Origin of the sequence: Streptomyces zagrosensis (genome assembly GCF_014203645.1) — a bacterium.
GTDB lineage: Bacteria > Actinomycetota > Actinomycetes > Streptomycetales > Streptomycetaceae > Streptomyces > Streptomyces zagrosensis.
This window is the reverse complement of record NZ_JACHJL010000016.1, coordinates 53,844-75,370: the sequence shown is the minus strand read 5'-3', so window position 1 is coordinate 75,370 and position 21,527 is coordinate 53,844. Positions and strand designations below refer to the sequence as shown.

Annotated in this window: 18 protein-coding genes and 1 pseudogene; 12 read left to right on the top strand and 7 right to left on the bottom strand. The window is 70.9% G+C overall.

What is annotated here, in order from left to right; all coding sequences use genetic code 11:
• Positions 1-67: 67 nt before the first annotated feature.
• From argF to FHS42_RS26325, 4 genes are all read left to right on the top strand, one after another.
• Entirely contained in the window at positions 68-1,069 is a 1,002-nt protein-coding gene (gene argF, locus FHS42_RS26340; protein WP_184576155.1) for an ornithine carbamoyltransferase, read from the top strand.
• Positions 1,070-1,074: 5 nt separating this feature from the next.
• Entirely contained in the window at positions 1,075-2,028 is a 954-nt protein-coding gene (gene arcC, locus FHS42_RS26335) for a carbamate kinase (protein ID WP_184576153.1), read from the top strand.
• Complete coding sequence (locus tag FHS42_RS26330; RefSeq protein WP_184576151.1) at positions 2,025-3,578, top strand: YfcC family protein; 1,554 nt, start codon at positions 2,025-2,027, stop codon at positions 3,576-3,578. Before arcC ends, FHS42_RS26330 begins: the two co-directional genes overlap by 4 nt.
• A gap of 341 nt (positions 3,579-3,919) precedes the next feature.
• Positions 3,920-4,792 carry a universal stress protein gene (locus FHS42_RS26325; RefSeq protein ID WP_184576149.1) on the top strand — a complete coding sequence of 291 codons (873 nt, stop codon included), beginning with the start codon at positions 3,920-3,922 and terminating at the stop codon, positions 4,790-4,792.
• Positions 4,793-4,993: 201 nt separating this feature from the next.
• Here the strand turns inward: FHS42_RS26325 and gap are convergent, their stop codons facing one another.
• Both gap and FHS42_RS26315 read right to left on the bottom strand, forming a co-directional pair.
• Positions 4,994-6,022, bottom strand: a complete 1,029-nt coding sequence (gene gap, locus FHS42_RS26320; protein WP_184576147.1) for a type I glyceraldehyde-3-phosphate dehydrogenase — start codon at positions 6,020-6,022, stop codon at positions 4,994-4,996.
• Positions 6,023-6,358: 336 nt separating this feature from the next.
• Entirely contained in the window at positions 6,359-6,982 is a 624-nt protein-coding gene (locus tag FHS42_RS26315) for a hypothetical protein (RefSeq protein WP_184576145.1), read from the bottom strand.
• Positions 6,983-7,319: 337 nt separating this feature from the next.
• Here FHS42_RS26315 and FHS42_RS26310 point away from each other — a divergent pair, with 337 nt between their 5' ends.
• From FHS42_RS26310 to FHS42_RS26290, 5 genes are all read left to right on the top strand, one after another.
• Complete coding sequence (locus FHS42_RS26310) at positions 7,320-10,055, top strand: bifunctional acetate--CoA ligase family protein/GNAT family N-acetyltransferase (protein ID WP_184576143.1); 2,736 nt, start codon at positions 7,320-7,322, stop codon at positions 10,053-10,055.
• Positions 10,056-10,093: 38 nt separating this feature from the next.
• Complete coding sequence (locus FHS42_RS26305) at positions 10,094-10,822, top strand: CBS domain-containing protein (protein ID WP_184576141.1); 729 nt, start codon at positions 10,094-10,096, stop codon at positions 10,820-10,822.
• 185 nt (positions 10,823-11,007) lie between these two features.
• On the top strand, positions 11,008-11,466 hold the full coding sequence (locus FHS42_RS26300; RefSeq protein ID WP_184576139.1) for a cyclic nucleotide-binding domain-containing protein: 459 nt from the start codon (positions 11,008-11,010) through the stop codon (positions 11,464-11,466).
• A 33-nt stretch (positions 11,467-11,499) separates the two neighbouring features.
• Positions 11,500-11,643 carry a respiratory nitrate reductase subunit gamma gene (locus FHS42_RS26295; RefSeq protein WP_184576314.1) on the top strand — a complete coding sequence of 48 codons (144 nt, stop codon included), beginning with the start codon at positions 11,500-11,502 and terminating at the stop codon, positions 11,641-11,643.
• A gap of 52 nt (positions 11,644-11,695) precedes the next feature.
• Positions 11,696-12,895 carry a globin domain-containing protein gene (locus FHS42_RS26290; RefSeq protein ID WP_184576137.1) on the top strand — a complete coding sequence of 400 codons (1,200 nt, stop codon included), beginning with the start codon at positions 11,696-11,698 and terminating at the stop codon, positions 12,893-12,895.
• Positions 12,896-12,918: 23 nt separating this feature from the next.
• On the opposite strand, the gene FHS42_RS38300 is transcribed toward FHS42_RS26290, so the two are convergent.
• Positions 12,919-13,047, bottom strand: a complete 129-nt coding sequence (locus FHS42_RS38300; RefSeq protein WP_281392869.1) for a hypothetical protein — start codon at positions 13,045-13,047, stop codon at positions 12,919-12,921.
• 487 nt (positions 13,048-13,534) lie between these two features.
• Between FHS42_RS38300 and FHS42_RS26285 the strand changes: the two are divergent.
• A pseudogene (locus FHS42_RS26285) lies at positions 13,535-13,798 on the top strand (universal stress protein); the annotation flags it as partial.
• A 128-nt stretch (positions 13,799-13,926) separates the two neighbouring features.
• Here FHS42_RS26285 and FHS42_RS26280 read toward each other — a convergent pair.
• Entirely contained in the window at positions 13,927-14,658 is a 732-nt protein-coding gene (locus tag FHS42_RS26280; RefSeq protein WP_184576133.1) for a response regulator, read from the bottom strand.
• 345 nt (positions 14,659-15,003) lie between these two features.
• Between FHS42_RS26280 and FHS42_RS26275 the strand changes: the two genes are divergently transcribed.
• Both FHS42_RS26275 and FHS42_RS26270 read left to right on the top strand, forming a co-directional pair.
• The gene (locus FHS42_RS26275; RefSeq protein ID WP_184576131.1) at positions 15,004-15,333 is read left to right on the top strand and encodes an STAS domain-containing protein; all 330 of its coding nucleotides are present in this window, start codon (positions 15,004-15,006) and stop codon (positions 15,331-15,333) included.
• A 143-nt stretch (positions 15,334-15,476) separates the two neighbouring features.
• Entirely contained in the window at positions 15,477-15,971 is a 495-nt protein-coding gene (locus tag FHS42_RS26270; RefSeq protein WP_184576129.1) for a pyridoxamine 5'-phosphate oxidase family protein, read from the top strand.
• A gap of 17 nt (positions 15,972-15,988) precedes the next feature.
• Here FHS42_RS26270 and FHS42_RS26265 read toward each other — a convergent pair whose 3' ends face one another.
• The 3 genes from FHS42_RS26265 to FHS42_RS26255 form a co-directional block, all read right to left on the bottom strand.
• Positions 15,989-17,680: a sensor histidine kinase gene (locus FHS42_RS26265; protein ID WP_246495450.1), complete on the bottom strand. Its 1,692-nt coding sequence runs from the start codon at positions 17,678-17,680 to the stop codon at positions 15,989-15,991.
• Positions 17,681-17,883: 203 nt separating this feature from the next.
• Positions 17,884-20,550, bottom strand: a complete 2,667-nt coding sequence (gene adhE, locus FHS42_RS26260; protein ID WP_184576127.1) for a bifunctional acetaldehyde-CoA/alcohol dehydrogenase — start codon at positions 20,548-20,550, stop codon at positions 17,884-17,886.
• A 470-nt stretch (positions 20,551-21,020) separates the two neighbouring features.
• Positions 21,021-21,446, bottom strand: coding sequence for a secondary thiamine-phosphate synthase enzyme YjbQ (locus FHS42_RS26255; RefSeq protein WP_184576125.1), 426 nt, complete (start codon positions 21,444-21,446; stop codon positions 21,021-21,023).
• Between the last annotated feature and the right edge of the window lie 81 nt (positions 21,447-21,527).

Genomic DNA, 21,527 nt, shown 5'->3' with positions numbered 1-21,527 from the left:
CTCCCCCGCCACACCCACCACACCCGCCACACCCACCGGGCCCACGGGCCCGCAAGGAGCCTTCGACATGACCGTCAACCTGCGCAACCGTTCGTTTCTGAAGGAACTGGACTTCTCCAGCGAGGAGTTCCGCCACCTGCTCGACCTCTCCGCCCGGTTGAAGGCCGACCGCCTGGCGGGGGCCGAGCGGCAATGCCTGCGGGGCCGCAACATCGCGGTCGTCTTCGAGAAGACCTCCACCCGCACCCGCTGCGCCTTCGAGGTGGCCGCCCACCAGCAGGGCGCCCACGTCACCTACCTCGACCCGGCCGGCTCGCAGCTCGGCCACAAGGAGTCCATCAAGGACAGCGCCCGGGTCCTCGGCCGCTTCTACGACGGCATCGAGTACCGGGGCGGCGACCAGCGCCTGGTGGAGGAGTTGGCCGACTACGCGGGCGTACCGGTGTGGAACGGGCTGACCGACCAGTGGCACCCCACGCAGTCGCTCGCCGACGTGCTGACGATGTGGGAGCACACCGACAAGCCGCTGCACGAGGTGTCCTTCGCCTACCTCGGCGACGCCCGCAACAACGTCGCCAACTCCCTGCTGATCGCGGGGGCCATGCTCGGCATGGACGTGCGCATGGTGGCCCCGGCGTCGTTGCGTACCTCCATCGACGTACTCAAGGAGGCACGGCGCATCGCCGGCGCCACCGGAGCGCGCCTGACCTTCACCGACGACGTCACCGACGGCGTGGTGGGAGCGGACTTCCTCTACACGGACGTCTGGCTGTCCATGGGCGAGCCGAAGGAGATGTGGGACGAGCGCATCGCCCTGCTGAAGCCGTACCAGGTGACCATGGACGTGCTGAAGGCGACCGGTAACCCGAGGGTGAAGTTCCTGCACTGCCTGCCCGCCTTCCACGACAGCGCCACCACCGTGGGCGCCGAGATCTTCCAGCGCACGGGCATGACGGCCCTTGAGGTGACCGACGAGGTCTTCGAGTCCGCGCACTCCGTCGTCTTCGACCAGGCGGAGAACCGGTTGCACACCATCAAGGCCGTGCTCGTCGCGACCCTGGGCGACTGATCGCCATGCGCATCGTCATCGCCCTCGGAGGCAACGCACTGCTCCGCCGCGGCCAGCGCCCGGACGCCGCCACCCAACTGGCCAACGTCCGCGCCGCCGTCCGCGCCCTGGCCCCGATCGCCCACCAGCACGAAGTGGTGATCACCCACGGCAACGGTCCGCAGGTCGGCGTGCTGGCGTTGCAAAGCGCCGCCGACCAGTCCCTGACCCGCCCCTACCCGTTCGACGTGCTGGGGGCCGAGACCCAAGGCATGATCGGCTACTGGCTGCTCCAGTCGCTCCAAAACGCGCTGCCGGGCCGACAGATCTGCGCCCTGCTCAACCAGACCCTCGTCTCCGCCACGGACCCCGCCTTCGCCGACCCGACCAAGTTCGTCGGGCCCGTGTACACCCAGGCGCAGGCCGAGCGGATCGCCGCCGAGCGCGGCTGGACCGTCAAGGCGGACGGTGACCGCTGGCGTCGCGTCGTCCCCTCGCCGCGGCCCCAACGCGTGGTGGAGACCCGCCTGATCCGGTTGCTGCTGGCCTCCGGCGCGGTGGCCGTCTGCGCCGGAGGAGGCGGCGTGCCGGTGATCCGCGACGAGAACGGACAGCTCTCCGGCGTCGAGGCCGTCGTGGACAAGGATCTCACCGCAGCCCTGCTGGCCGAGGCGCTGGAGGCCGACGCGCTGCTGCTGCTCACGGACGTGCCCCACGTGCAGAGCGACTACGGCACCGAGCAGGCCGCGCCCATCACCCACACCACGCCCGCCGGGCTGCGGAGCCTTGACTTCCCGGCCGGATCGATGGGCCCCAAGGTCGAGGCGGTCTGCCGGTTCGTCGAACTCACCGGCGACATGGCGGCCATCGGCGCCCTTGCGGACGCCCAGGCCATCCTCGACGGCACCGCCGGAACCATCGTCACTCCCCGTGGCCGCTACCCCGAGTCCGGCCCCTACTCGCCACCGGACCCGACATGACCACGCACAGCACGACCTCCGCGCCCACCGCCCCGGACCGACCGCCGACCCGGCCCAGGCGGCGCCTGACCTTCCCCTCCGCGTTCACCGTCCTGGTCATCGTCACCATCGCCGTATGGGCGCTGACCTTCGTCATCCCGCCGGGGCGCTACGACACCAAGGACGGCAGCCCGGTCCCCGGCACCTACCACTCGGTCGAGTTGGGGACGGGCTTTTGGGACCGGCTCAAGGACCTCTTCCTGGCGCCCGTCAACGGGCTGTACGGGGTGACGGGCGCCGACTCGCACCTGACCGCCCCCGGCGGCAACGGAGAGTTCGCCGGCGCCGCCGGGGTGTTCCTCTTCGTCCTGGCCGTCGGCGCGTTCATCACCGTCACCCTGCGGACGGGGGCCCTCACCGCGGGCGTTGCACGCCTGGCGGAGCGGCTGCGCGACCACAGGGCGATGCTGCTCGTCGTGTTGCTGAGCGTCTTCTCGCTCGGCGGCACCACCTACGGCATGGCAGAGGAGACCCTCGGCTTTTACGGGCTGATCATTCCGCTCCTGCTCAAGCTCGGCTACGACCGCATGGTCGGCGCCACAGTGATCATGGTGGGCGCCGGGGTGGGGACGCTAGCCTCCACCGTGAATCCCTTCGCGACCGGTGTCGCCTCCGACAGTGCGGGCATCGGCACCGGCGACGGCATCGTGCTGCGGTTGCTGATGTGGGCCTGCCTGACCGCGCTGGCCGCCGCGTACATCCTGCGTTACGCCACACGCGTCGCCCACGATCCCACCCGCTCGCTGGTGCCGACCGGCGAGGACGACGTCCTCCTGCGGGACGACGTCCTCCTGCGGGACGACGTCCTCCTGCGGGCCGACGAGGACGCCACGGCCCGACTGAGCGTGCGCCAGCGGATCGTCCTGACGCTGTTCGCGGCCACCTTCCTCTTCATGATCTTCGCCGTGATCCCCTGGGCCGACCTGCACATCACCTGGCTACCGACGCTCGGCTGGTACTTCCCCGAGCTGGCAGCCCTGTTCGTCCTCGCCTCGATCGTCGTCGGCCTGGTCGGCGGCCTGGGCGAGAAGGGCACGGCGAACGGTATCGTCGCCGGCGCGGGCGACTTCATCGGAGCGGCGCTGATCGTCATGCTGGCCCGCGGGGTGACGGTCATCATGAACAACGCCGCGGTGACCGACACCATCCTCGACAGCCTGGAGAGCGCGGTATCCGGCACCTCGTCCGGCGTCTTCGGGGCGGTGATGTTCCTGGTCAACATCCCGCTGGCGTTCTTCGTCCCCTCCTCGTCCGGGCACGCCGCACTGGCCATGCCGATCCTGGCCCCCCTGGCGGACTTCGCCGGAGTCGACCGGGCGGTGGTCGTCACGGCCTACCAGTCGGCCTCCGGCTGGGTGAACCTCTTCACCCCCACCTCGGCGGTCGTCATGGGTGGGCTGGCCCTGGCCAAGGTGCGGTACGACCAGTACCTGCGCTTCATCGCACCGCTGATGGGCATCCTGCTGCTGGCCGTGGGCGCCTTCTTGGCCCTGGGCGCAGCCATGACGTGAGCGCGGCCCCTTCGAGCGTGTGTGGCCTCTGCCCGCCGGCCCGGCGGGCACGGGCCACACACCTGCGTATGCTCCGCCCTCCCGGAACGGTGCACGCCCTCCCACACTCACCGGGGCGCCGTAGCGTGCGCCCCAGCGGATCGTGCCGGATGATCCGTCAGCATGATGCCCCGTCCCTCGGCACGTGCTGGCCGAAAGCTCGCGCCAGGCATTCGTGGAACGGCCGAATGGCGCCCGGGCAGGGACCAATAGGCCCTGACCTGGGATGGCTCGTCACGTGATGCTGGGTCGTACGGGGGTAGGCGTTCCGTCCTTGCCCGTCCGTCACTTGGAGGCAGACCATGACTCGTCCGATCACCGTGGGAGTGGACGGCTCGCCCGCGAGCGAAGCCGCCGCCGACTGGGCGGCCGAAGAGGCGGTGCGGCGCCGACTGCCACTGCGCGTGGTGCACGCCTGGCAGTGGGAGCCCATGACAGTACCGGTCGTCAACGACAGAGACGAGCAGGCCCAATGGGCCCAGAGCCTGGTACGCGAGGCCGGACAGCGCCTGGCCGTCCGCCACCCGGGCCTGGAGATCACCGCTGCTGTCCTGTCCGGTGAGCCCACGACCGCGCTGGTACGAGCCAACGAGGACGCGGAGCTGCTGGTGCTCGGTTCTCGTGGGCACGGCGCGCTCGTCGGGTTCCTGATCGGCTCGCACGCTCAGCAGGTCATCTCCCGCGTCGCGCGACCGGTCGTCTCGGTCCGGGCACCCGAAGACCAGGAGGCCGCGCGCACGGACGGCGAGGTCGTCGTGGGCCAGCAGGGCTCGGCCGAGGACAGCGCCGCGGTGCTGCGCTTCGCCTTCGAGGCCGCCGCGGTACGCGGGGCGCCGCTGCGCGCCGTCCGGGCGTGGAGCCTGCCGCCCGTCTTCGCCTACAGCCCCCTCTCCTTGCGGCTGGCGGACGAGGCCGGCGGCTTGGAACCGTACGAGAAGCAGCAACTCGCCGAGGCCCTGGCACCGTGGCGGGAGAAGTTCCCCCAAGTCCCGGTGCGCGAGCACGTGGAAATCGGCTCCGGCGGCCAGGTGCTGCTCTCCCAGACGGCCCACGCGGAGTTGCTGGTCCTCGGGCGCCGGGTGCGACGCGCCCCCATCGGCACGCGCATCGGCTCCGTCGCGCACGCCGCGCTGCACCACGCCCGCTGCCCCGTCGCGGTCATCCCGCACGACTGAGCCACCTCCTCACGTCCACCGCGACGCGCCCTCGTCCGCCGCCCGGCCGCCCGGCCGCGCGGCGGACGCGCGCGTATCCCGCTGTGTGTTGAGGTGTGTTGAGTGGCACCTCACGGGCCTCGGTGCGTTGTTCACGGACACGGCACCGGCCCGGCCCGCGCGAGCGTGGGCCGGGCCGGTGCCGGTTGGGACAGGTGACCGTCAGGCGGGAGTAAGCCGCGCGGCCACGTGCTCGGTGAGGTCCAAGAGACGCTGGGTGTACCCCGCCTCGTTGTCGTACCAACCGAACGCCTTCACCAGGCTTCCATGCGCCTGGGTCAGCGGTGCGTCCAGAACGCAGGAGGCGGGGTCACCGATAATGTCCCGAGAGACGATCGGCGCGTCGTTGACGCGCAGGACGCCGCGCAGCGGGCCGTCGGCCGCCTCCCGGTAGGCGGCGTTGATCTCGTCGGCCCCGGCCGGTCGCTCAAGCACCACGCTCAGGTCCGTCAGGGAACCGTCCTCGACGGGTACGCGCACCGCGATGCCGTCCAGGACGCCTTCCAGGGCGGGCAGCACCAGGCCCACGGCCCGGGCGGCACCGGTGCTCGTCGGGATGATGTTCACCGCTGCCGTGCGCCCCCGCCGCGGGTCCTTGTGCGGGCCGTCGAGCACGACCTGGTCGTTGGTGTAGCCGTGGATGGTGGTCATCAGGCCGCGGACGATCCCGAAGCGCTCGTGTAGCACTTTGACCATGGGCGCCACGCAGTTGGTGGTGCACGACGCGTTGGAGATCACATCATGCTGGTCCGCGTCGTACACCTGCTCGTTGACGCCCATGACGATGGTGGCGTCCACGTCCTTGCCGGGCACGGACAGCAGCACCTTACGGGCCCCGGCCTTCAGGTGCCCGCCCGCCTGCGCGCGGGTACGGAAGCGGCCGGTGGACTCGATGACCACGTCCACCCCCAACTCGCCCCATGCCAGGGCCGCCGGGTCGCGCTCGGCGGTCACGGCGATGCGGTGCCCGTCCACCGTGATCGACGTGGCGTCGTGCTCGATCGTGCGGCGCAGCCTGCCGTACGTCGAGTCGTACTCCAGCAGGTGGGCCAGGGTGGCGGTGGGGGTGATGTCGTTGACGGCCACCACCTCGATGGGCGTGCCCTGCCCCGTCTGCGCACGCTCCAGCGCGCTGCGCAGGTACTGCCGCCCGATGCGTCCGAAGCCGTTGATGCCGATGCGTACGCTCATCGCGTCCATCCTTTGTGAAGTCGTCGTGGCCTGTGAGAACAGCCTGTGCGCGGCGGGCCGCGGGAGGCAGGGGCCAGTCGGGGGCGTTCGGCGGGACGTTGGGCCCCGCTTGCCGAGCCACCCGGCGCGCCCCTCGCGCCGGGTGTCGGACCAGGCCGCGCGGACCTGGACGGCGGCCGGCTGCCGCGCGAGGGCGCGCCGAATTGGTCCCTGACTTCGCCCGCAGCCACGCCCCGGCGCGCGGCCAGCGAGCGGAGGCTTGCCCGGCGAGGAAGACGCGCCGGGCAAGCCAAAAGGCCGGACGGTGCGCGCACCGTCCGGCCTGGCGAATCCGGCTCAGCTCAGCCAGCGGTTGTCACGCACGAGGGGCAACCGCTCCCATGCCCTGCCCAGCCCCCATGAGCGGCCGGCGTGAGCCGCTGCCAGCGCGACCAGGACGCCGGCGTACAGCACGTGGTAGTCGATGAGCGGGTTGGTCGATCCGCTCGGCGCCCCGTCCGAAAGGTGCTTGGCGGGTGGCCACTCAGCAACCCACATCAGCGCCATCATGGCCGTACCCCCGACCGCTGTCAGACGCAGCGCCACACCGGCCGCGAGGGCCAGACCGACGCCCAACAGGCCCATCATGAACGCCCAATCCACCCAGGCATCCCCGGCCCACGCGTGGAACGTAGCCTCCATCGGCCCCGCCGAGACACCGCTGAGGAAGCCCTTCGTCGGCGAGCCGCCATCGGCCCAACCCTTCTCCGATGGCGTCGCGTAGTTCCAGCCGAACGCCTTGTCGAAGAAGGCCCACAGGAAGACGCCGGCGGTCAGCAGGCGCAGCAGGGCCGCGCTGCGTGCGAGGCCGGCACTCGGCACCGACGTGTCCGCGTGGACAGCGTGCTTGACCGGCGCGGAGCCACTCCGCGAGCCGAAGCGGAGGCCGGAGTGCCGGTGGGAGTGCTCGTGCAGTGCCATGGTGACCATTCCTTGCCGAGTGCACACGCCGGTTGCGTGTGCCTCATCAGAGTGCCGGCGCCCGCGGCGTGGAAACGGGCCCCTGACGGTCCACACGTGGGGGCCGAACGTCCCGATGTGGGGGGCCGTTGCGTACCGCAGCGACCGGTCGCGCCCGGAGCCGGTACCGGGGCCGCCAGAACCAAGTCGGCGTCGGCCGGGAGCGCGGCGCACGCCGTTGGCCCCACGCGTCCCGCCCGCCCGGGACGAACGGCCCCTCTTACGGTCCCGGTCAGCCCATGGAGCCCGGATCGAAGCCGGCCCAGGCTGAGTGCAGACCCCGAACGGAGGCCGGTCAATGTCCGCTACGACGTACGCACCGCAGGCCCACGCGCTCCTCACCGACGGCAGGACCATCGAGATACGGGCAGCCCACCCGGAAGACCACGCCATGGTGCTGCGACTGCACGAAGAGATGTCATCGGAGAACGTGCGCTTGCGTTTCTTCTCGGCAGGCGGGCAGCCGGCGGCTCCGGCCGCGGACCGGGCCTGCGCACCGCAGCGCCCAGGCCACCGGACGCTGGTCGCCTTCCTCGACAGCCGGGAACACATCGTCGGCGTCGCCGAGTACGCGACCGGAGCCGACCCCGGATCGGCCGAGGTCGCCGTGACGGTCGCCGACGACTTCCACCACCAGGGCGTCGGCACGTTGCTGCTCGAACACCTGGTTCACGCGGCGCGCGAGGACGGTGTCCGACAGTTCACCGCCGTGACGCTCGCCGACAACCACGCCATGCTGCGGGTCTTCGCCGACCTTGGCCTGCGGGTATCGCGGAGGCTCGCCGAGGGAGAGGTGCACTGCACCATCCCCCTGAACGAGGACGAGGGCTACCTGACGGCGGTCGAGCAGCGCGGCAGGACCGCGGACGCAGCCAGTTTGCAGCCGCTGCTGCGCCCGCGGTCCATCGCCGTCGTCGGAGCGGGCCGCAAGCCGACGTCCGTGGGCCGCGCAGTGTTGAAGAACATGCGTAGGGCCGGGTTCACCGGCCGCCTGTACGCCGTCAATCCGCATGCGCACAGCATCGAACACACCCCGGTCTATCCCGATGTGACGAGCCTGCCGCACCCGATCGACCTCGTCGTAGTGACCGTCCCCGCTGCGGCCGTCACCACGTGCGCCGAGGAGTGCGGGCGCTCGGGGGCGCGAGCTCTCCTCGTCCTCACCGCCGGTCTCGACAAGCGACAGGCGGCCGAACTGCTGAGCACCTGTCGGCAGTTCGGGATGCGGCTCGTGGGCCCCAACTGCCTGGGCCTGGCCAACACGGACGCCGCGGCGCGGATGGACGCGACCTTCGCCGCACGCCGGCCCTTGCCGGGCACCGCCGGCGTCGCCGTGCAGTCTGGCGGCGTGGGCATCGCCCTGCTCAGCGGGCTGTCCCGGCTGGGCATCGGCGTCTCCACCTTCGCCTCACTCGGTGACAAGTACGACGTCAGCGGCAACGACATGCTCCAGTGGTGGGAGGAGGACGGCGTCACCGACCTCGCGGTGCTGCACCTGGAGTCGTTCGGCAATCCCCGCGCGTTCTCCCGCACCGCCCGCCGACTCAGCCGCCGCATGCCGGTGCTGACCGTGGACGCGGGCCGCTCCGAGGCCGGGCGCAGGGCCGCAGCGTCGCACACCGCCGCGGCGGCGACGCCCACCATGACGCGGCAGGCACTGTTCACCCAGGCCGGTGTGATCGCCACCCGGTCCGTGAGCGAGCTGCTGGACACCGTGGCCCTGCTGCACGCACAGCCGCTGCCCGGCGCCGGCGAGGGGCTGCCGCGCTCCCCCAGCGGGAGGGTCGCCATCGTCAGCAACGCCGGTGGAGCGGGTGTCCTAGCCGCTGACGCCTGCGTCGAGGCGGGTCTCACCGTCCCCGAACTGCCCGCCAAGCTGATCACCGACCTCGCCTCCGCACTCCCCGAGGGGGCGCGGCTGAGCAACCCGATCGACACCACCGCGACAGTGGGCGCCGCGGAGTTGGGTGACTGCCTCGACCGGCTGTGCGCGTCCCGGGCAGTCGATGCCGTCGTGGTGGTCCTGGTGCCTACCGCGCTGGCGGCGGCCACCGGCGATGATCCGCTGCGGGCACTCACTGATGCCGCCGACCGCCACCCCTTGACGCTGGCCGTGGTCCTTCCCGAGCAGGAGGCCGCCGTACGCCTGCTGCCGGTGGCTGAGGGCGGGCGGGTCCCCGCGTACGCCGACCCCCGATCGGCCGCACATGCCTTGGCCCACGCCGTTCGGCGGGCGCGATGGCTGGCGCGACCACCGGGCAAGGTGCTCGCACCGACCGTCACCGACCTGACGACGGCCGAGCGGATCACCGCGTCCTTCCTCGACGAGCAGCCGGACGAGGGGCGTTCGGGTGGCTGGCTGAGCCCTGCGGAATGTGCCGAACTGCTCGACTGCTACGGCATCCCCCACCTGCCCTGGGCCTGGGCCGGCAGCGAGGACGAGGCTGTTGCCGCGGCGGCGCGCCTCGCCGCCGAAGGCGGTCGTGTCGTCCTCAAGGCGCACTGGCCCGGCCTGGTGCACAAGAGCAAGCAGGGGGCCGTACTGCTCGACCTGGCCGGCGAGAGCGCGGTGCGGATGGCGTACCGCGATCTGGCCGGCCGCTTCCAGGGCGTGCTCAGCGGAGTGCTCGTCCAGCCCATGGCCGACCGGGGCTTGGAGCTGTTCGCCGGGGTGGTGCAGGACGAGGTGTTCGGGCCCCTGGTGCTCTTCGGGCACGGGGGGACGGCCACCGAATTGCTCGCCGACCACGCGGCCCGACTCGCCCCGCTGACCGACCAGGACGTCCAGGACCTGATCACAGGGCCGCGCTGCGCACCGCTGCTGTTCGGCTACGGGGGCGGCGGGGCCGTCGATATCGCGGGGCTCGAACGGCTACTAGTCGGCCTGTCCCAGCTCGCCTGCGACCTGCCGCAGCTCGCGGAGATCGACCTCAACCCAGTGCTGGCCACCCCCGACTGCGTCACCGCGCTGGACATGCGCGTACGGCTACTGCCCCGCCAGGCCCGTGACCCCTTCCTGCGGCAACTGCGCTGAACGAGGCCCAGCCCCAACAACGCGATGAGGAGAACACCATGAAACACCGCAAGATCGGTCATGTGATGACCGGCGACGTCGTCCGCGTACAAAAGAAGGCGACGTTACGGGAGGTGGCCGAACTCCTCGCCCGACACCGCATCAGTGGCCTGCCGGTCGTGGACGCCGACGACCGGGTCATCGGAGTCGTCTCGGAAAGCGACCTCATGCGCCGCCAGTCGGACCGCGCCACCCACCCCCGGCGCTGGCTGCCGGCCCTGACCGCACGGGCGCGGGCCGCGCGGGAGGCCGCTGGGACGGCACGCGCGATGACGGCCAGGGACCTCATGTCACGACCCGCCGTGTGTGTGCACCCCCAGGAGACCGTCGTCGAGGCGGCACGGACCATGGCCCACCACCGCGTCAAGCGACTGCCGGTGACGGACGAGGACAACCGACTGGTCGGCATCGTGACGCGGCACGACCTGTTGGGTGTCTTCCTCCGACCGGACGCGGAACTGCGCACCGAGGTGGTCGACGAGGTGCTGGTCGGTACGTTGTGGCTCGCTCCCCAGAACATCCGGGTCGGCGTCGCCGACGGCATCGTCAAGCTCGAAGGGCGGATGGAGAAGAAGAGCGAGATCGACATCGCGGTCCGGATGACCGGCCAGATCGACGGCGTACTCGCCGTCGTGAACCACCTGACCTATCGCACCGACGACTCGCACCTGCGACTCGACGACCGGACGCTACACGGCGTCGCGGACGACTGGATGCGCAAGCTCTAACCCGTCGCCGTCCGAGGGAGGCCGTGCGCGCCACCGGCCACGCACGGCCTCCGACAACCGCGGCGCGAAGCCCCCACCGCAGGCGGCGGTGGTCCGCCCTCGACCACAACCCCCACGGCATCCGTGCTCCCCCTAGATATCCATGCCTCCGCACCGCGAGGCGCAGAAGGAAAGGACACCCCACCATGCTGACGAGAAACGGCCTGCTCGAAGCCCTTCCGGAGGATCGGCGCGAGGCGCTCGCGGCCCTGTCCCACGAGGTGACATACGAGGCCGGAGCCCGCATCTTCAACGAGGGTGGCTCTACCGACCGCTTCTGGGTCATCCGCATCGGCAACGTGGCTCTCGACGTCCACGTCCCCGGCCGCCAAGCAGCCGCCGTCCAGTCACTCGGCGCCGGCGCCCTGCTCGGCTGGTCGTGGCTGATCCCGCCGCGCACCTGGCACCTCGGTGCCACCGCGCTCAGCGCCGTACAAGCCGACGAGTACGACGCGGCCCAGGTGCGCGCGCTCTGCGCCGATGACCCGGTGCTCGGGCAGGCGGTCGCGCTCTACGTCGCCGGCATCATCGGCGGCCGGCTGCGCTCCAGTCGCCGGCGGCTTCTTGACCTGTACGGGCCCTACGGCAGCGGGGCCGACCTCTGACAGACGGAGCGCACCGCGGCGCCGCGAGCTCGCCTGCTGCCGGTCAGGGGGTGGAAGAGCCGTGGCGCCGCCGGGCACGCGTGGCGCTACCAGAAGGACCGGTTCGGCTCGACAAGTCACGCCAGCCAGTTGCTGAAACGCCGCTGGCTGCGCCGAGGCAGTCCGTACACGTCCTGACGCCGCCAGCTTGGCATCTTCCCCCCTCTACACAACTCCACCGAGGAGACCCATGCTTTCCACCGAATCCGCGTCGGTGATCCGAGCCACTCTGCCCACCGTCGGCGGGGCCCTGGACGCGATCACCACGCGTTTTTACGCCACCATGTTCGCCGACCGACCCGAGTTGCTGGACGGCCTGTTCAACCGGGGGAACCAGGCCAGCGGAGTTCAGCGGCAGGCTCTGGCCGGGTCCATCGCCGCCTTCGCCGGTGCGCTGCTCGAACAACCGGATGTACGCCCCGACGCGCTCCTCGCCCGTATCGCGCACAAGCACGCCGCGGTCGGCGTCACCCCCGAGCAGTACACCCTGGTCCACAAGTACCTCTTCGCCGCGATAGCCGAAGTGCTGGGTGAGGCAGTCACCCCCGAGGTCGCGGCGGCCTGGGACGAGGTCTACTGGCTGCTGGCTGGAGCCCTCATCGCCTTGGAAGCGCGCCTGTACTGGGAGGCGCAGGTCCAGCCGGAGGCGCCCTGGCGACGGTGGACGGTGACCGAACGCCACGAGGAGACCCCTGACACGGTGTCCTTCCTCCTACGGCCCAGCGACGGGGGGTTGGCACCGGCGGCACGCGCGGGCCAGTACGTGAGCGTGCGGGTGCGCATGCCTGACGGCGTGCACCAGTTGCGCCAGTACAGCCTCACCTCGGCGCCCGGCGACGCCACATGGCGCATCACGGTCAAGCGCCTGCGCGGTGACGACGCTCCGGACGGCGAGGTCTCCGCCTTCCTGCACGACCACGTGCGCACGGGAGACCACCTGGCGCTCTCCGCTCCGTTCGGGGAGGTCACCCTGGACGAGTCCGACCGGCCCGTGGTGTTGGTGTCCGCAGGCATCGGCTGCACCCCGATGGTCGGCATACTCAGGCAACTGGCCGCCACCACCTCCTATCGGCAGGTCGTGGTGCTCCATGCGGACAGGTCACTCCCAGCTCACGCGCTGCGCGCGGACATGGCGCAGGCGGTCGCCCAACTCCCTGACGCGCGCGCCACCTATTGGTACGAGCGGTGCGCCGCGGACGTCCCCGAGGCACGCGGCGGCTTCATGGACCTCGATGGGGTGGACGTACCCGCCGACGCGGTGGTGTTCCTGTGCGGGCCGCTGCCCTTCATGCGCGCCGTCCGCGGTCAGCTCCTCGGCCGTGGCGTGGCCGCACGCGACATCCACTACGAGGTGTTCGGGCCCGACCTGTGGCTTGCCCAGGCGGCCTGACGGCCCATCCGGTCAAGCCCCGTTTACGAGCCGAGCACCAGCATGTCCGGCTGCTCGGCAGTCAGGTCCAGCACGGTGGCCGGGCTACCGAATACCCCCACCACTGCCGAGATGGACAAGTCGGGGTGGGCGGAGCGGAGTTCAACGGTCACTTGTCGTGGTGTGCGCGCGATGGGGCGGGATAGAGGACACCAGTCGGCTGGCCCTGCCGGGGGCCGCGCCCCCGGCGGTTCATGACGTACACCAAGCGCAGTGGGAGAGCACGGCGCGCTGCGCCTCGCGCGCGGCCAAGCGGGCGGCGGTCGAGCTCGCGGGCGGCCCGTCGCGCCAACGGAGAGCATAGGGAACACAGGCGTGCCTCCTCATACGACGTGCTGTGTCATACGCCGCGCTCTGCGGTGGGCAGTCGGGCCTCCAGCCTCGTAGTCGCTCGCCCGCCCGGTGGGGGCCACAGGTGCTGTACGGGCGGCCAACCGTGCCCGCCGCGAGTCGTGTTGCCGACTCCCCCAGGTCCGTAACGGCGGCGGAACGCGGGCCGGTCGGCGGCCGGACGCGGCCCAAAGGGCCCTCAGTCTCTGTTGTGACCTGGGGCGATGCTGTTGGCAAGCGGGCCGGCGGACAGCGGAGTTCGTGGTCGGGGCCGAGGGGCTACAGCCGTGGGAGGAGAAGGAGCTGACCGAGGTCCTGGCGCCGTGGCGGGAGCGCTATCCCGACGTTCCGGTGGTCGCGCACGTGGAGTTGGGCAGCGCGGGCCGCGCCTTGCTCTCGGCCGCCTCCACTGCCGACCTGGTGGTGATCGGTCGCCGCACCCGCCGCTCCCCAGTCGGCACGCGCATCGGCTCGGTCGCCCACGCCGTACTGCACCACGCGCCGTGCCCCGTGGCGGTCGTGCCGCACGGGTGAGCCGCACACCACGCGGCGGGGTGGGCGGGCCAGCTTCGGCATCCTGCCCCACCCCGCCACGCGGCCACTGCGGTAGACGCGACCGGTGCGCACCGCGCGACACGCAGGGCCCGGCCCGGCCGGTCCACTCAGCGGTGGTACGAGCCGCGCTCCTCCACTGGCCGGCCCCCGGCCTGCTGCCCGCGAGCGGCCCGGACCTCGGTCGCGATGACCGCTGCCTGTACCCGGCGTTCCACCCCGAGCTTGGCCAGGAGTCGGGAGATGTTGTTTTTGACCGTCTTCTCCGCGAGGAACAGGCGCTTGCCGATCTCCCGGTTCGTCAGCCCCTCCCCCACCAGGTCCAGGACCTCACGCTCGCGCTCGGTCAGATCGGGCAGCCCCTGCTGTTGCTTCTCGGCGTCGGCCCCGCCCCGCAGCCGCGCCATGAGTCGGGTGGCCGCCCCGGAATCGAGCATCGACTGGCCGGCGGCCACGGTGCGGACCGCGCTGATCAGGTCGGTGCCGCTGATCTGCTTCAGGACGTATCCGGAGGCCCCCGCCATGATCGCATCCAGCAGCGCCTCCTCATCGTCGAAGGAGGTCAGCATCAAGCAGGTCAAGTCAGGCATGCGGGAGCGCAGTTCACGGCAGACGCTGACGCCGTCACCGTCCGGCAGCCGAACGTCCAGCACGGCCACCTGCGGGCGCAGGGCCGGAATGCGCACCAGGGCCTGCTCGGCGGTGCCCGCCTCCCCGAGCACCGTCATGTCGGGCTCAGCGTCCAGGAGGTCCCGCACTCCGCGCCGTACCACCTCGTGGTCATCGAGCAGGAAGACACCGATCGGTGTCCGCGCGTCGCCACCAGACGTGCTTTCCGTCATCACACACTCCGTATCGCTCTAACCGGTCCGCACCAGCGGGCTTCCGCATGATTCCGCGCCAGGGCCGGGCGGCATAGGGCCGGTCGGCCCTCTTTACAGTCTGCGCCGCGGCGCGCCCCGCCCGCACCGGGTACATCGGTGCGCGCCCGCTTCGAGACCCCGGCGCGCCGGTGGCCGAGCTTCGGCGCACGAAAGCCGCCGAACATCCCGCCGTGATAGGGACCTTCGGCCCCGTGCCAGGGGCGGGCGGGCCTCCCGGGCCCGTGCTGCCTCTGATGGGCTGGGGGCATTACTTAGGGGATGCGACACGCCCCGCCACACGTTCCCTGCCGAGGAGACAAGCCCATGACCGCCCCATCGATCGTGTCGGCGGCCCGAGCGCCCGGCAAGAGCACTCCCGTCGTCCGCCTCACCGGCGAGCTCGACCTGCACACCGTCACCCGCATCGAACCCGTCCTGACGACGTTGGTGCTGCGCGGCGAAGAAGAAGAGGTCACGCTCGACCTGTCGGGCGTTCCCTTCTGCGACAGCTCCGGGGTCGCGCTGTTCGTGCGCCTGCACCGGCGGTGCGAGTCCGTGGGCACATGTCTCGGTCTGCGGGCCATCACTCCGGGGCCAGCGCGCGTCTTCCGCACCCTGGGCCTCGACCGCATCGTCACCTGCCACTTCCAGTAGGCCGGTACGGCACGAGGGCGTCCGGCCCCAGACCGCGGGACAAACAGGGCCCATCCGGCCCTCGTCCCGAGCGCTGACCGACACCGATGCTGGACGTAGCAGTGATGGCCGGCCGCAGCCGGGCCGGGCGAGAGGCAGGCGACATGAGCGAGCACGCCCAGCAGCAAACCCTGACGGGGCCCCGGCACCCGTTGGCACGGCGCATGGCAGCCGTGGAGCGGGGCGAGGCGCTTCGGCTGCTCGGCTCCGTTTCCGTGGGCCGCATCGTCTTCACCCAGCACGCCCTGCCCGCCGTGCGGCCGGTCAACCACCTGGTGGACGGCGACAACGTCATCATCCGCACCCACCCCGGCGCGACGCTGTCCGCGGTGACGGCCCCTCCCGGCGCACCCGATGTGATGGTCGCCTACGAGACCGACACCATCGATCCGGTCACGCACCTGGGCTGGAGCGTCATCGTCACCGGATACGCCACCCTCGTCACCGACGAGGAAGAGTTGGCCCACTACCTCCGGGTGCTCCACCCCTGGGCGCCGGAGCCCATGCCGTACGCGGTGCGCATCCGGCCCGATCTCATCACCGGCTTCAGGCTGCTGGCGGCTGACGCCTCGCAGGTTCCCAACGCCGGAATACCCTGAGCCAGGCCCGTCCCCGGCTACTCCTCTTCACGCAGCGGGGCCCGCCACACCAGTTGGCTGCCGCCCTCCGGCGGCGCGAGCGCCTCGAAGGTCCCGCCCGCGCCGCGTGCCCGCTCGGCGAGGTTCTCCAGACCGCTGCGCCGGCCGTCGCTCGGAATACCCACACCGTTGTCGGTCACCGCCAACACCACCTCCTTGCCGGTGGCCTGGAGGGCCACCTCCAGGCGCGTCGCCCGCGCATGCCGGGCGGCATTGCTCAGGGCCTCGTTGAGGACCGCCATGACGTGGTCGGCCAGCTCCGCGGGCACGTCGGTGTCCAGCAGCCCCTCCATGCTGAGCCGCGGCGGGAACCCCAACGAACTCGCCGCCTCGCCCACCGCTCGGGCCACCCGCGCCCGCAGCGTCGGCGCGTCCGCGTCGTCGCGTGCCCGCAGAGCGAAGATCGTCGAACGAATGATCTTGATGGTCTCGTCCAGGTCGTCCACGGCCCGTGCCACCCGATCGGCGGCTCCGGTGTGCTGGATGAACCGCCCGGCGCTCTGGAGCGTCATGCCCGTCGCGAACAGCCGTTGGATCGCCAGGTCGTGCAGATCGCGGGCGATCCGGTCACGGTCTTCGAGCAAGGTGAGCTGCTCGGCGTCCCGCCGGTGCTCGGCCAGTTCCAGGGCCAGGGCGGCCTGATCGGCGAAGCCGAGAAGGGGGCGGAGCTCGTCGTCGGTGAAGACCGGCTCGCCGGTGGCACGGGCCAACAGGAGCACACCTCGTCTCTTCCCCGCCGTGGACCCCAGCGGCACGGCGACTGCGGGCCCCAGCCCGTCGAACCGTCGCGGGCCGGCCGTGAAGCGCTCGTCGGTTGCGATGCTGGACGAGGTCACCGGCGTACCCGACTGGTAGGCAGCGCCCGACAGCGTTCCCTCCACCGACATCACCAGCCCCCGGCGCACGTCGCTGTCCGCGCCGCTGGCCAGCTCCACGACGAGCTCGTCCGTGCCGGTGACCGGAACGCACACGTCCGCCAACTCGGCGTTGGTGATCTCCCGGGCCCGGTGCCCGATCAGCCCCAGCACCTCCACCCGGCTACTGCCCGACAGCAGGCTGCTGGTGATCTCCGTGTTGGTCTGGAGCCACCGTTGCTGCCGCTGCGCTCCCTCATAGAGCCGGGCGTTGTCGATCGCGACGCCGGCCGCCACCGACAGGGTGGAGATCACGGTCTCGTCCTCGGCGTCGAAGGACGCGCCGCCGCGCTTGTCCGTCAGGTAGAGGTTGCCGAACACCTCGTCCCGAATGCGGATCGGCACCCCGAGGAAGGTGCGCATCGGGGGATGGTGGGCGGGGAAGCCGTACGAGGAGACGTGTTGGGACAAGTCGGTGAGCCGCAACGACTCGGGGTTGTGGATGAGTTCGCCCAACAGTCCGTGCCCGGCGGGCAACGGACCGATCTCAGCGATCTCCGGCTCGGTCAGCCCGACGGTCAGGAACTGCGACAGGGTCCGGCCGTCGGGTCCGATCACCCCGAGGGCTGCGTACTGGGCATCGACGAGCAGCGCCGCGGCCTCCACGATGCGTCGCAGCACCTGCGTCAGGTCCAGCTCCCGGCCCACCGAGACCACGGCCTCCAGCAGGCTGTGCACCCGGTCCCGGGTGCCGCGCACCGTATTGATACGTGCCTGCAACTCCTCCAACAGTTCGTCCAGCCGCATCTGCGGCATGTGCGATAGCCCCTCGCTCACCGGCTTCTCCTTCGTCGGTGCTCGACCCCGTACGCGCTCACGGTACGGTGCGCGGCTGAGCGCCAGTCGCCGAGCGCAGCGCAGGGGCTGGATACCGCGGTGAGACACACGCGTGTTGGGGGCGGCGTTCTGGTGAACACCGCCCCCAACCTGGGCGGAAGGACGGCCGCCTCCGTGCCGGGCTATGTGGACGGCTGGCCTGGTGCGGCGTCATAGGCGGCGAGCATGAGGGCCTGCATGTCGTCGAGCATGGGCATGCGTGGGTTGGCGGGGGCGCACTGGTCCTCATAGGCGGCCAGGGCCTGCTGGGGCAGGGCGCTGACGAAGGCGGACTCATCAACGCCCGCGGCGCGGAAGGACGGTTCGATGCCTACCGCATCCCGCAGGCGCTCGATGGCGACGGCGTAGGACTCGACGCCCTCGGCGGGCGTCGCGGCCTGGAGTCCGAGGGCACGTGCGATGTCCTGAAAGCGCTCGGGCCCCCGGTAGCTCTCGTACTTCGGCCAACCGGACAGCTTGGCCGGAATCGTGCCGTTGTAGCGGATGACGTGCGGCAACAGGATCGCGTTGGTGCGCCCGTGGGCGATGTGGAAGGTGGCTCCCAGAGTGTGCGACATGGCGTGCACGATGCCGAGGAAGGCGTTGCCGAAGGCCATGCCCGCGATGGTTCCCGCGTTGTGCATCTTCTCGCGGGCCTCGGGCCGAGTGTCCCGTTGGTGCACGGCCGCGGTCAGGTTCTCGAAGATCAGCTTGATGGCGTGCAGGGCCAGGCCGTCGGTGTAGTCGTTGGCGTAGACCGACACGTACGCCTCGGTGGCGTGGGTCAGGGCGTCGAACCCGCTGTCGGCGGCGAGCGCCGGGGGCAGTTCCGCCGTCAGCAACGGGTCGATGATGGCCACGCTCGGCGTCAGCGCGTAGTCGGCCAACGGGTACTTCTTGCCCGTGGCCGGGTCGGAGATCACCGCGAACGGCGTGACCTCGGCCCCGGTGCCCGAGGTGGTCGGCACGCACACCAGCCGGGCGCGCTCACCCAGCGCCGGGAAACGGAAGGCGCGCTTGCGGATATCGGAGAACTTCTGCCGCATGTCGGAGAAGTCGATGTCCGGCTGCTCGTACAGCAGCCACATCACCTTGGCCGCGTCCATCGGCGAGCCCCCACCCAGGGCGATGATCGTGTCGGGGCGGAAGTCCCGCATCATCGCGGCCCCGCGCTGGACCGAGTCGATGCTCGGCTCCGGCTGCACGTCGTCGAGGACCTGCACGGTCACCGGCTGGTCACGGCGTTGCAGGACGCGGTTGACACGGTCCACGTACCCCAGGCGGGTCATGGTTGCGTCGGTCACGATGGTGACGCGGTGGACGTCCGGCATAGCGGTCAGGTATCGGATCGAGTGGGGCTCGAAGTAGATCTTCGGGGGGACCTTGAACCACTGCATGTTGTTCCTGCGGGTCGTCACGCGCTTGATGTTCAACAGTTGGGCGGTGGAGACGTTGTCAGACACCGACGTGCTGCCCCAAGAGCCACAGCCCAGCGTCAACGACGGCAGCAGGCGGTTGTAGATGCCGCCGATAGCGCCCTGCGAGGAGGGTGCGTTCACGATGACGCGCACCGTCTTCATCCGACGCCCGTACTCCTCGGCGAGGCTCGGGTCCCCGGTGTGGATGACAGCGCTGTGCCCCTGGCCGTGGAAGGCCACCATCTCGGCCGCCCGCTGGAACCCCTGGTCGGTGGTGCCCGCGCGCAGCACGGCCAGGACCGGGCACAACTTCTCCCGCGTGAGCGGCTCCTGCGGCCCCACACTGTCCGCTTCGACGAGCAGCAAGGAGGTGTCACGGGGGACGGCGAAGCCGGCCCGCTCGGCGATCCACGCCGCACTCTGCCCGACGGCCTCGGCATTGACCTTGGGCTCCTGCCCCGCCCCCGGGGCCGGGAAGAGGTACGCCTCCAACTTCCGCTTCTCCTCGGGCGCCGCGACGTGGGCATGTAGCGTGCGGAACTCCGCCAGGGCCGCGTCGTACACGCTGTGGTCGAGGATGACCGCCTGCTCCGACGCGCAGATCATGCCGTTGTCGAAGGACTTGGACAGCACTAGGTCGTTGACGGCCCTGCGCAGGTCCGCGCTGCGGTGCATATAGGCGGGTACGTTGCCGGCGCCAACACCAACCGCCGGCTTGCCCGCCGAATAGGCCGCCTTGACCATGCCGTTGCCGCCGGTAGCGAGAATCAACGCGACGCCCGCATGACGCATCAGCAGGCCCGTCGCCTCGATGGAGGGTTCCTCGATCCACTGAACGCAGTGCTTGGGGGCGCCGGCCGCCACCGCCGCGTCACGGATGATCCGCGCGGCCTCGGCGCTGCACCGCTGGGCGGAGGGGTGGAAGGCGAAGACCACCGGGTTGCGGGTCTTGAGGCCCAGCAGCGCCTTGAAGACGGTCGTGGACGTCGGGTTGGTGACCGGGGTGACCGCGCACACCACGCCGACGGGCTCGGCGATCTGCACCACACCGTCGATGTCGTCACGGGCGATGACTCCAACGGTCTTCGTCTGCGCCATGCTGTGCGTCACGTGCTCGCAGGCGAACATGTTCTTCACCGCCTTGTCCTCGAACACCCCGCGACCGGTCTCCTCCACGGCCAGCCGGGCCAGGTCCGTGTGCCGGTCGAGCGCGGCCACCGAAGCCTTGGCCACGATGTGGTCCACCTGCTCCTGGGTCAGGGACTCGAAGTCAGCCAGGGCCTTCGTCGCCTGAGCCACCAAGCCGTCTATGGCGATGACGGTGTCGGAGGGCCCTCCGACACCGTCGGGCCCTGCGCCGCCCCTGCGAGACGTGGCTTCCGACTGCGTCATGGTGTCCTCCATCATCGAGACCGGCACGAGGAGCCCGAGCGGTTCGCGGGCCCACTGCCCACGCCTGCTGCCCCTCGGCACCAGCCTCCTGCCGCCCCACCGCCAGCCCCATGGGCCGATGGTCCCTGCCGGGGGTCCGAGGGGGCCGGTCTGTGGCGGGTCGCATGGCGGTGCCACATGGCCGTCATGGACGAGATGACCCCCAGAAGTGGGAGACACACGCCGCCGTTCGTCGCCGCCAGGGCTTGGACGCTGTCGGTGTGATCCACGCGCTGGTGGGCGCGGGGCCGCGTTGAGACGAGGCCGGCGCGCTCCAGACGGTGAGTCCCAGCTTCCCGGTACGAGAACTCGTGTTACGGCCAGGCAGGAAAGTGCAGCGGGGAAGGAGACTCCGCTCGCCATGCTGCCCGCTGTGGTGGGGCGCTTGCACGATCAGGCAGGCGTTGTCCCCGCAGTTCCACCGAAGCGACTCACCCACCCAGGAAGCTCAGCCGCACCTGACGGTTGGCGTTATCAACGTTCGTATCCACCAAACACACCGACTGCCACGTTCCCAGCGCCAGTTCACCGCCCACGACCGGCAACGTCGCGTGGGGTGCCACCAGGGCAGGGAGCACGTGGTCGCGGCCGTGGCCAGGGGTGCCGTGGCGGTGGCGCCAGCGGTTGTCGGCCGGGAGGAGGTCGCGCAGGATGGTCAACAGGTCCTCGTCGCTGCCCGCGCCGGTCTCCAAGATGGCCACGCCGGCCGTCGCGTGTGGGACGAAGATGTTCAGCAGGCCGTCGCGGTGGGCGGCTGCTTGCCGGAGGAAGTCGGCGCACTCAGACGTCAGATCAGTGACCGTCTCCTGGGAGCCGGTGGTGATGTCGAGTACCCGGGTGGAAAACGATGCGCTCATGGTCCCATCCTGACGTGCGGCCCGGACCGGGTGTGGCCTCGTCACGGCGCACGGCCACACCCGGATGTCCGGCTTCGACCG

Bases quoted from the DNA above. Each gene is read 5' to 3' on its own strand.
- FHS42_RS26255 (WP_184576125.1), bottom strand. From the start codon at position 21,446: ATGAGCGCATCGTTTTCCACCCGGGTACTCGACATCACCACCGGCTCC.
- FHS42_RS26300 (WP_184576139.1), top strand. From the start codon at position 11,008: ATGCTGACGAGAAACGGCCTGCTCGAAGCCCTTCCGGAGGATCGGCGC.
- FHS42_RS26305 (WP_184576141.1), top strand. From the start codon at position 10,094: ATGAAACACCGCAAGATCGGTCATGTGATGACCGGCGACGTCGTCCGC.
- arcC (WP_184576153.1), top strand. From the start codon at position 1,075: ATGCGCATCGTCATCGCCCTCGGAGGCAACGCACTGCTCCGCCGCGGC.
- FHS42_RS26280 (WP_184576133.1), bottom strand. From the start codon at position 14,658: ATGACGGAAAGCACGTCTGGTGGCGACGCGCGGACACCGATCGGTGTC.
- adhE (WP_184576127.1), bottom strand. From the start codon at position 20,550: ATGACGCAGTCGGAAGCCACGTCTCGCAGGGGCGGCGCAGGGCCCGAC.
- argF (WP_184576155.1), top strand. From the start codon at position 68: ATGACCGTCAACCTGCGCAACCGTTCGTTTCTGAAGGAACTGGACTTC.
- FHS42_RS26275 (WP_184576131.1), top strand. From the start codon at position 15,004: ATGACCGCCCCATCGATCGTGTCGGCGGCCCGAGCGCCCGGCAAGAGC.
- FHS42_RS26330 (WP_184576151.1), top strand. From the start codon at position 2,025: ATGACCACGCACAGCACGACCTCCGCGCCCACCGCCCCGGACCGACCG.
- FHS42_RS26310 (WP_184576143.1), top strand. From the start codon at position 7,320: ATGTCCGCTACGACGTACGCACCGCAGGCCCACGCGCTCCTCACCGAC.
- FHS42_RS26265 (WP_246495450.1), bottom strand. From the start codon at position 17,680: ATGCCGCAGATGCGGCTGGACGAACTGTTGGAGGAGTTGCAGGCACGT.
- gap (WP_184576147.1), bottom strand. From the start codon at position 6,022: ATGAGCGTACGCATCGGCATCAACGGCTTCGGACGCATCGGGCGGCAG.
- FHS42_RS26315 (WP_184576145.1), bottom strand. From the start codon at position 6,982: ATGGCACTGCACGAGCACTCCCACCGGCACTCCGGCCTCCGCTTCGGC.
- FHS42_RS26290 (WP_184576137.1), top strand. From the start codon at position 11,696: ATGCTTTCCACCGAATCCGCGTCGGTGATCCGAGCCACTCTGCCCACC.
- FHS42_RS26270 (WP_184576129.1), top strand. From the start codon at position 15,477: ATGAGCGAGCACGCCCAGCAGCAAACCCTGACGGGGCCCCGGCACCCG.
- FHS42_RS26325 (WP_184576149.1), top strand. From the start codon at position 3,920: ATGACTCGTCCGATCACCGTGGGAGTGGACGGCTCGCCCGCGAGCGAA.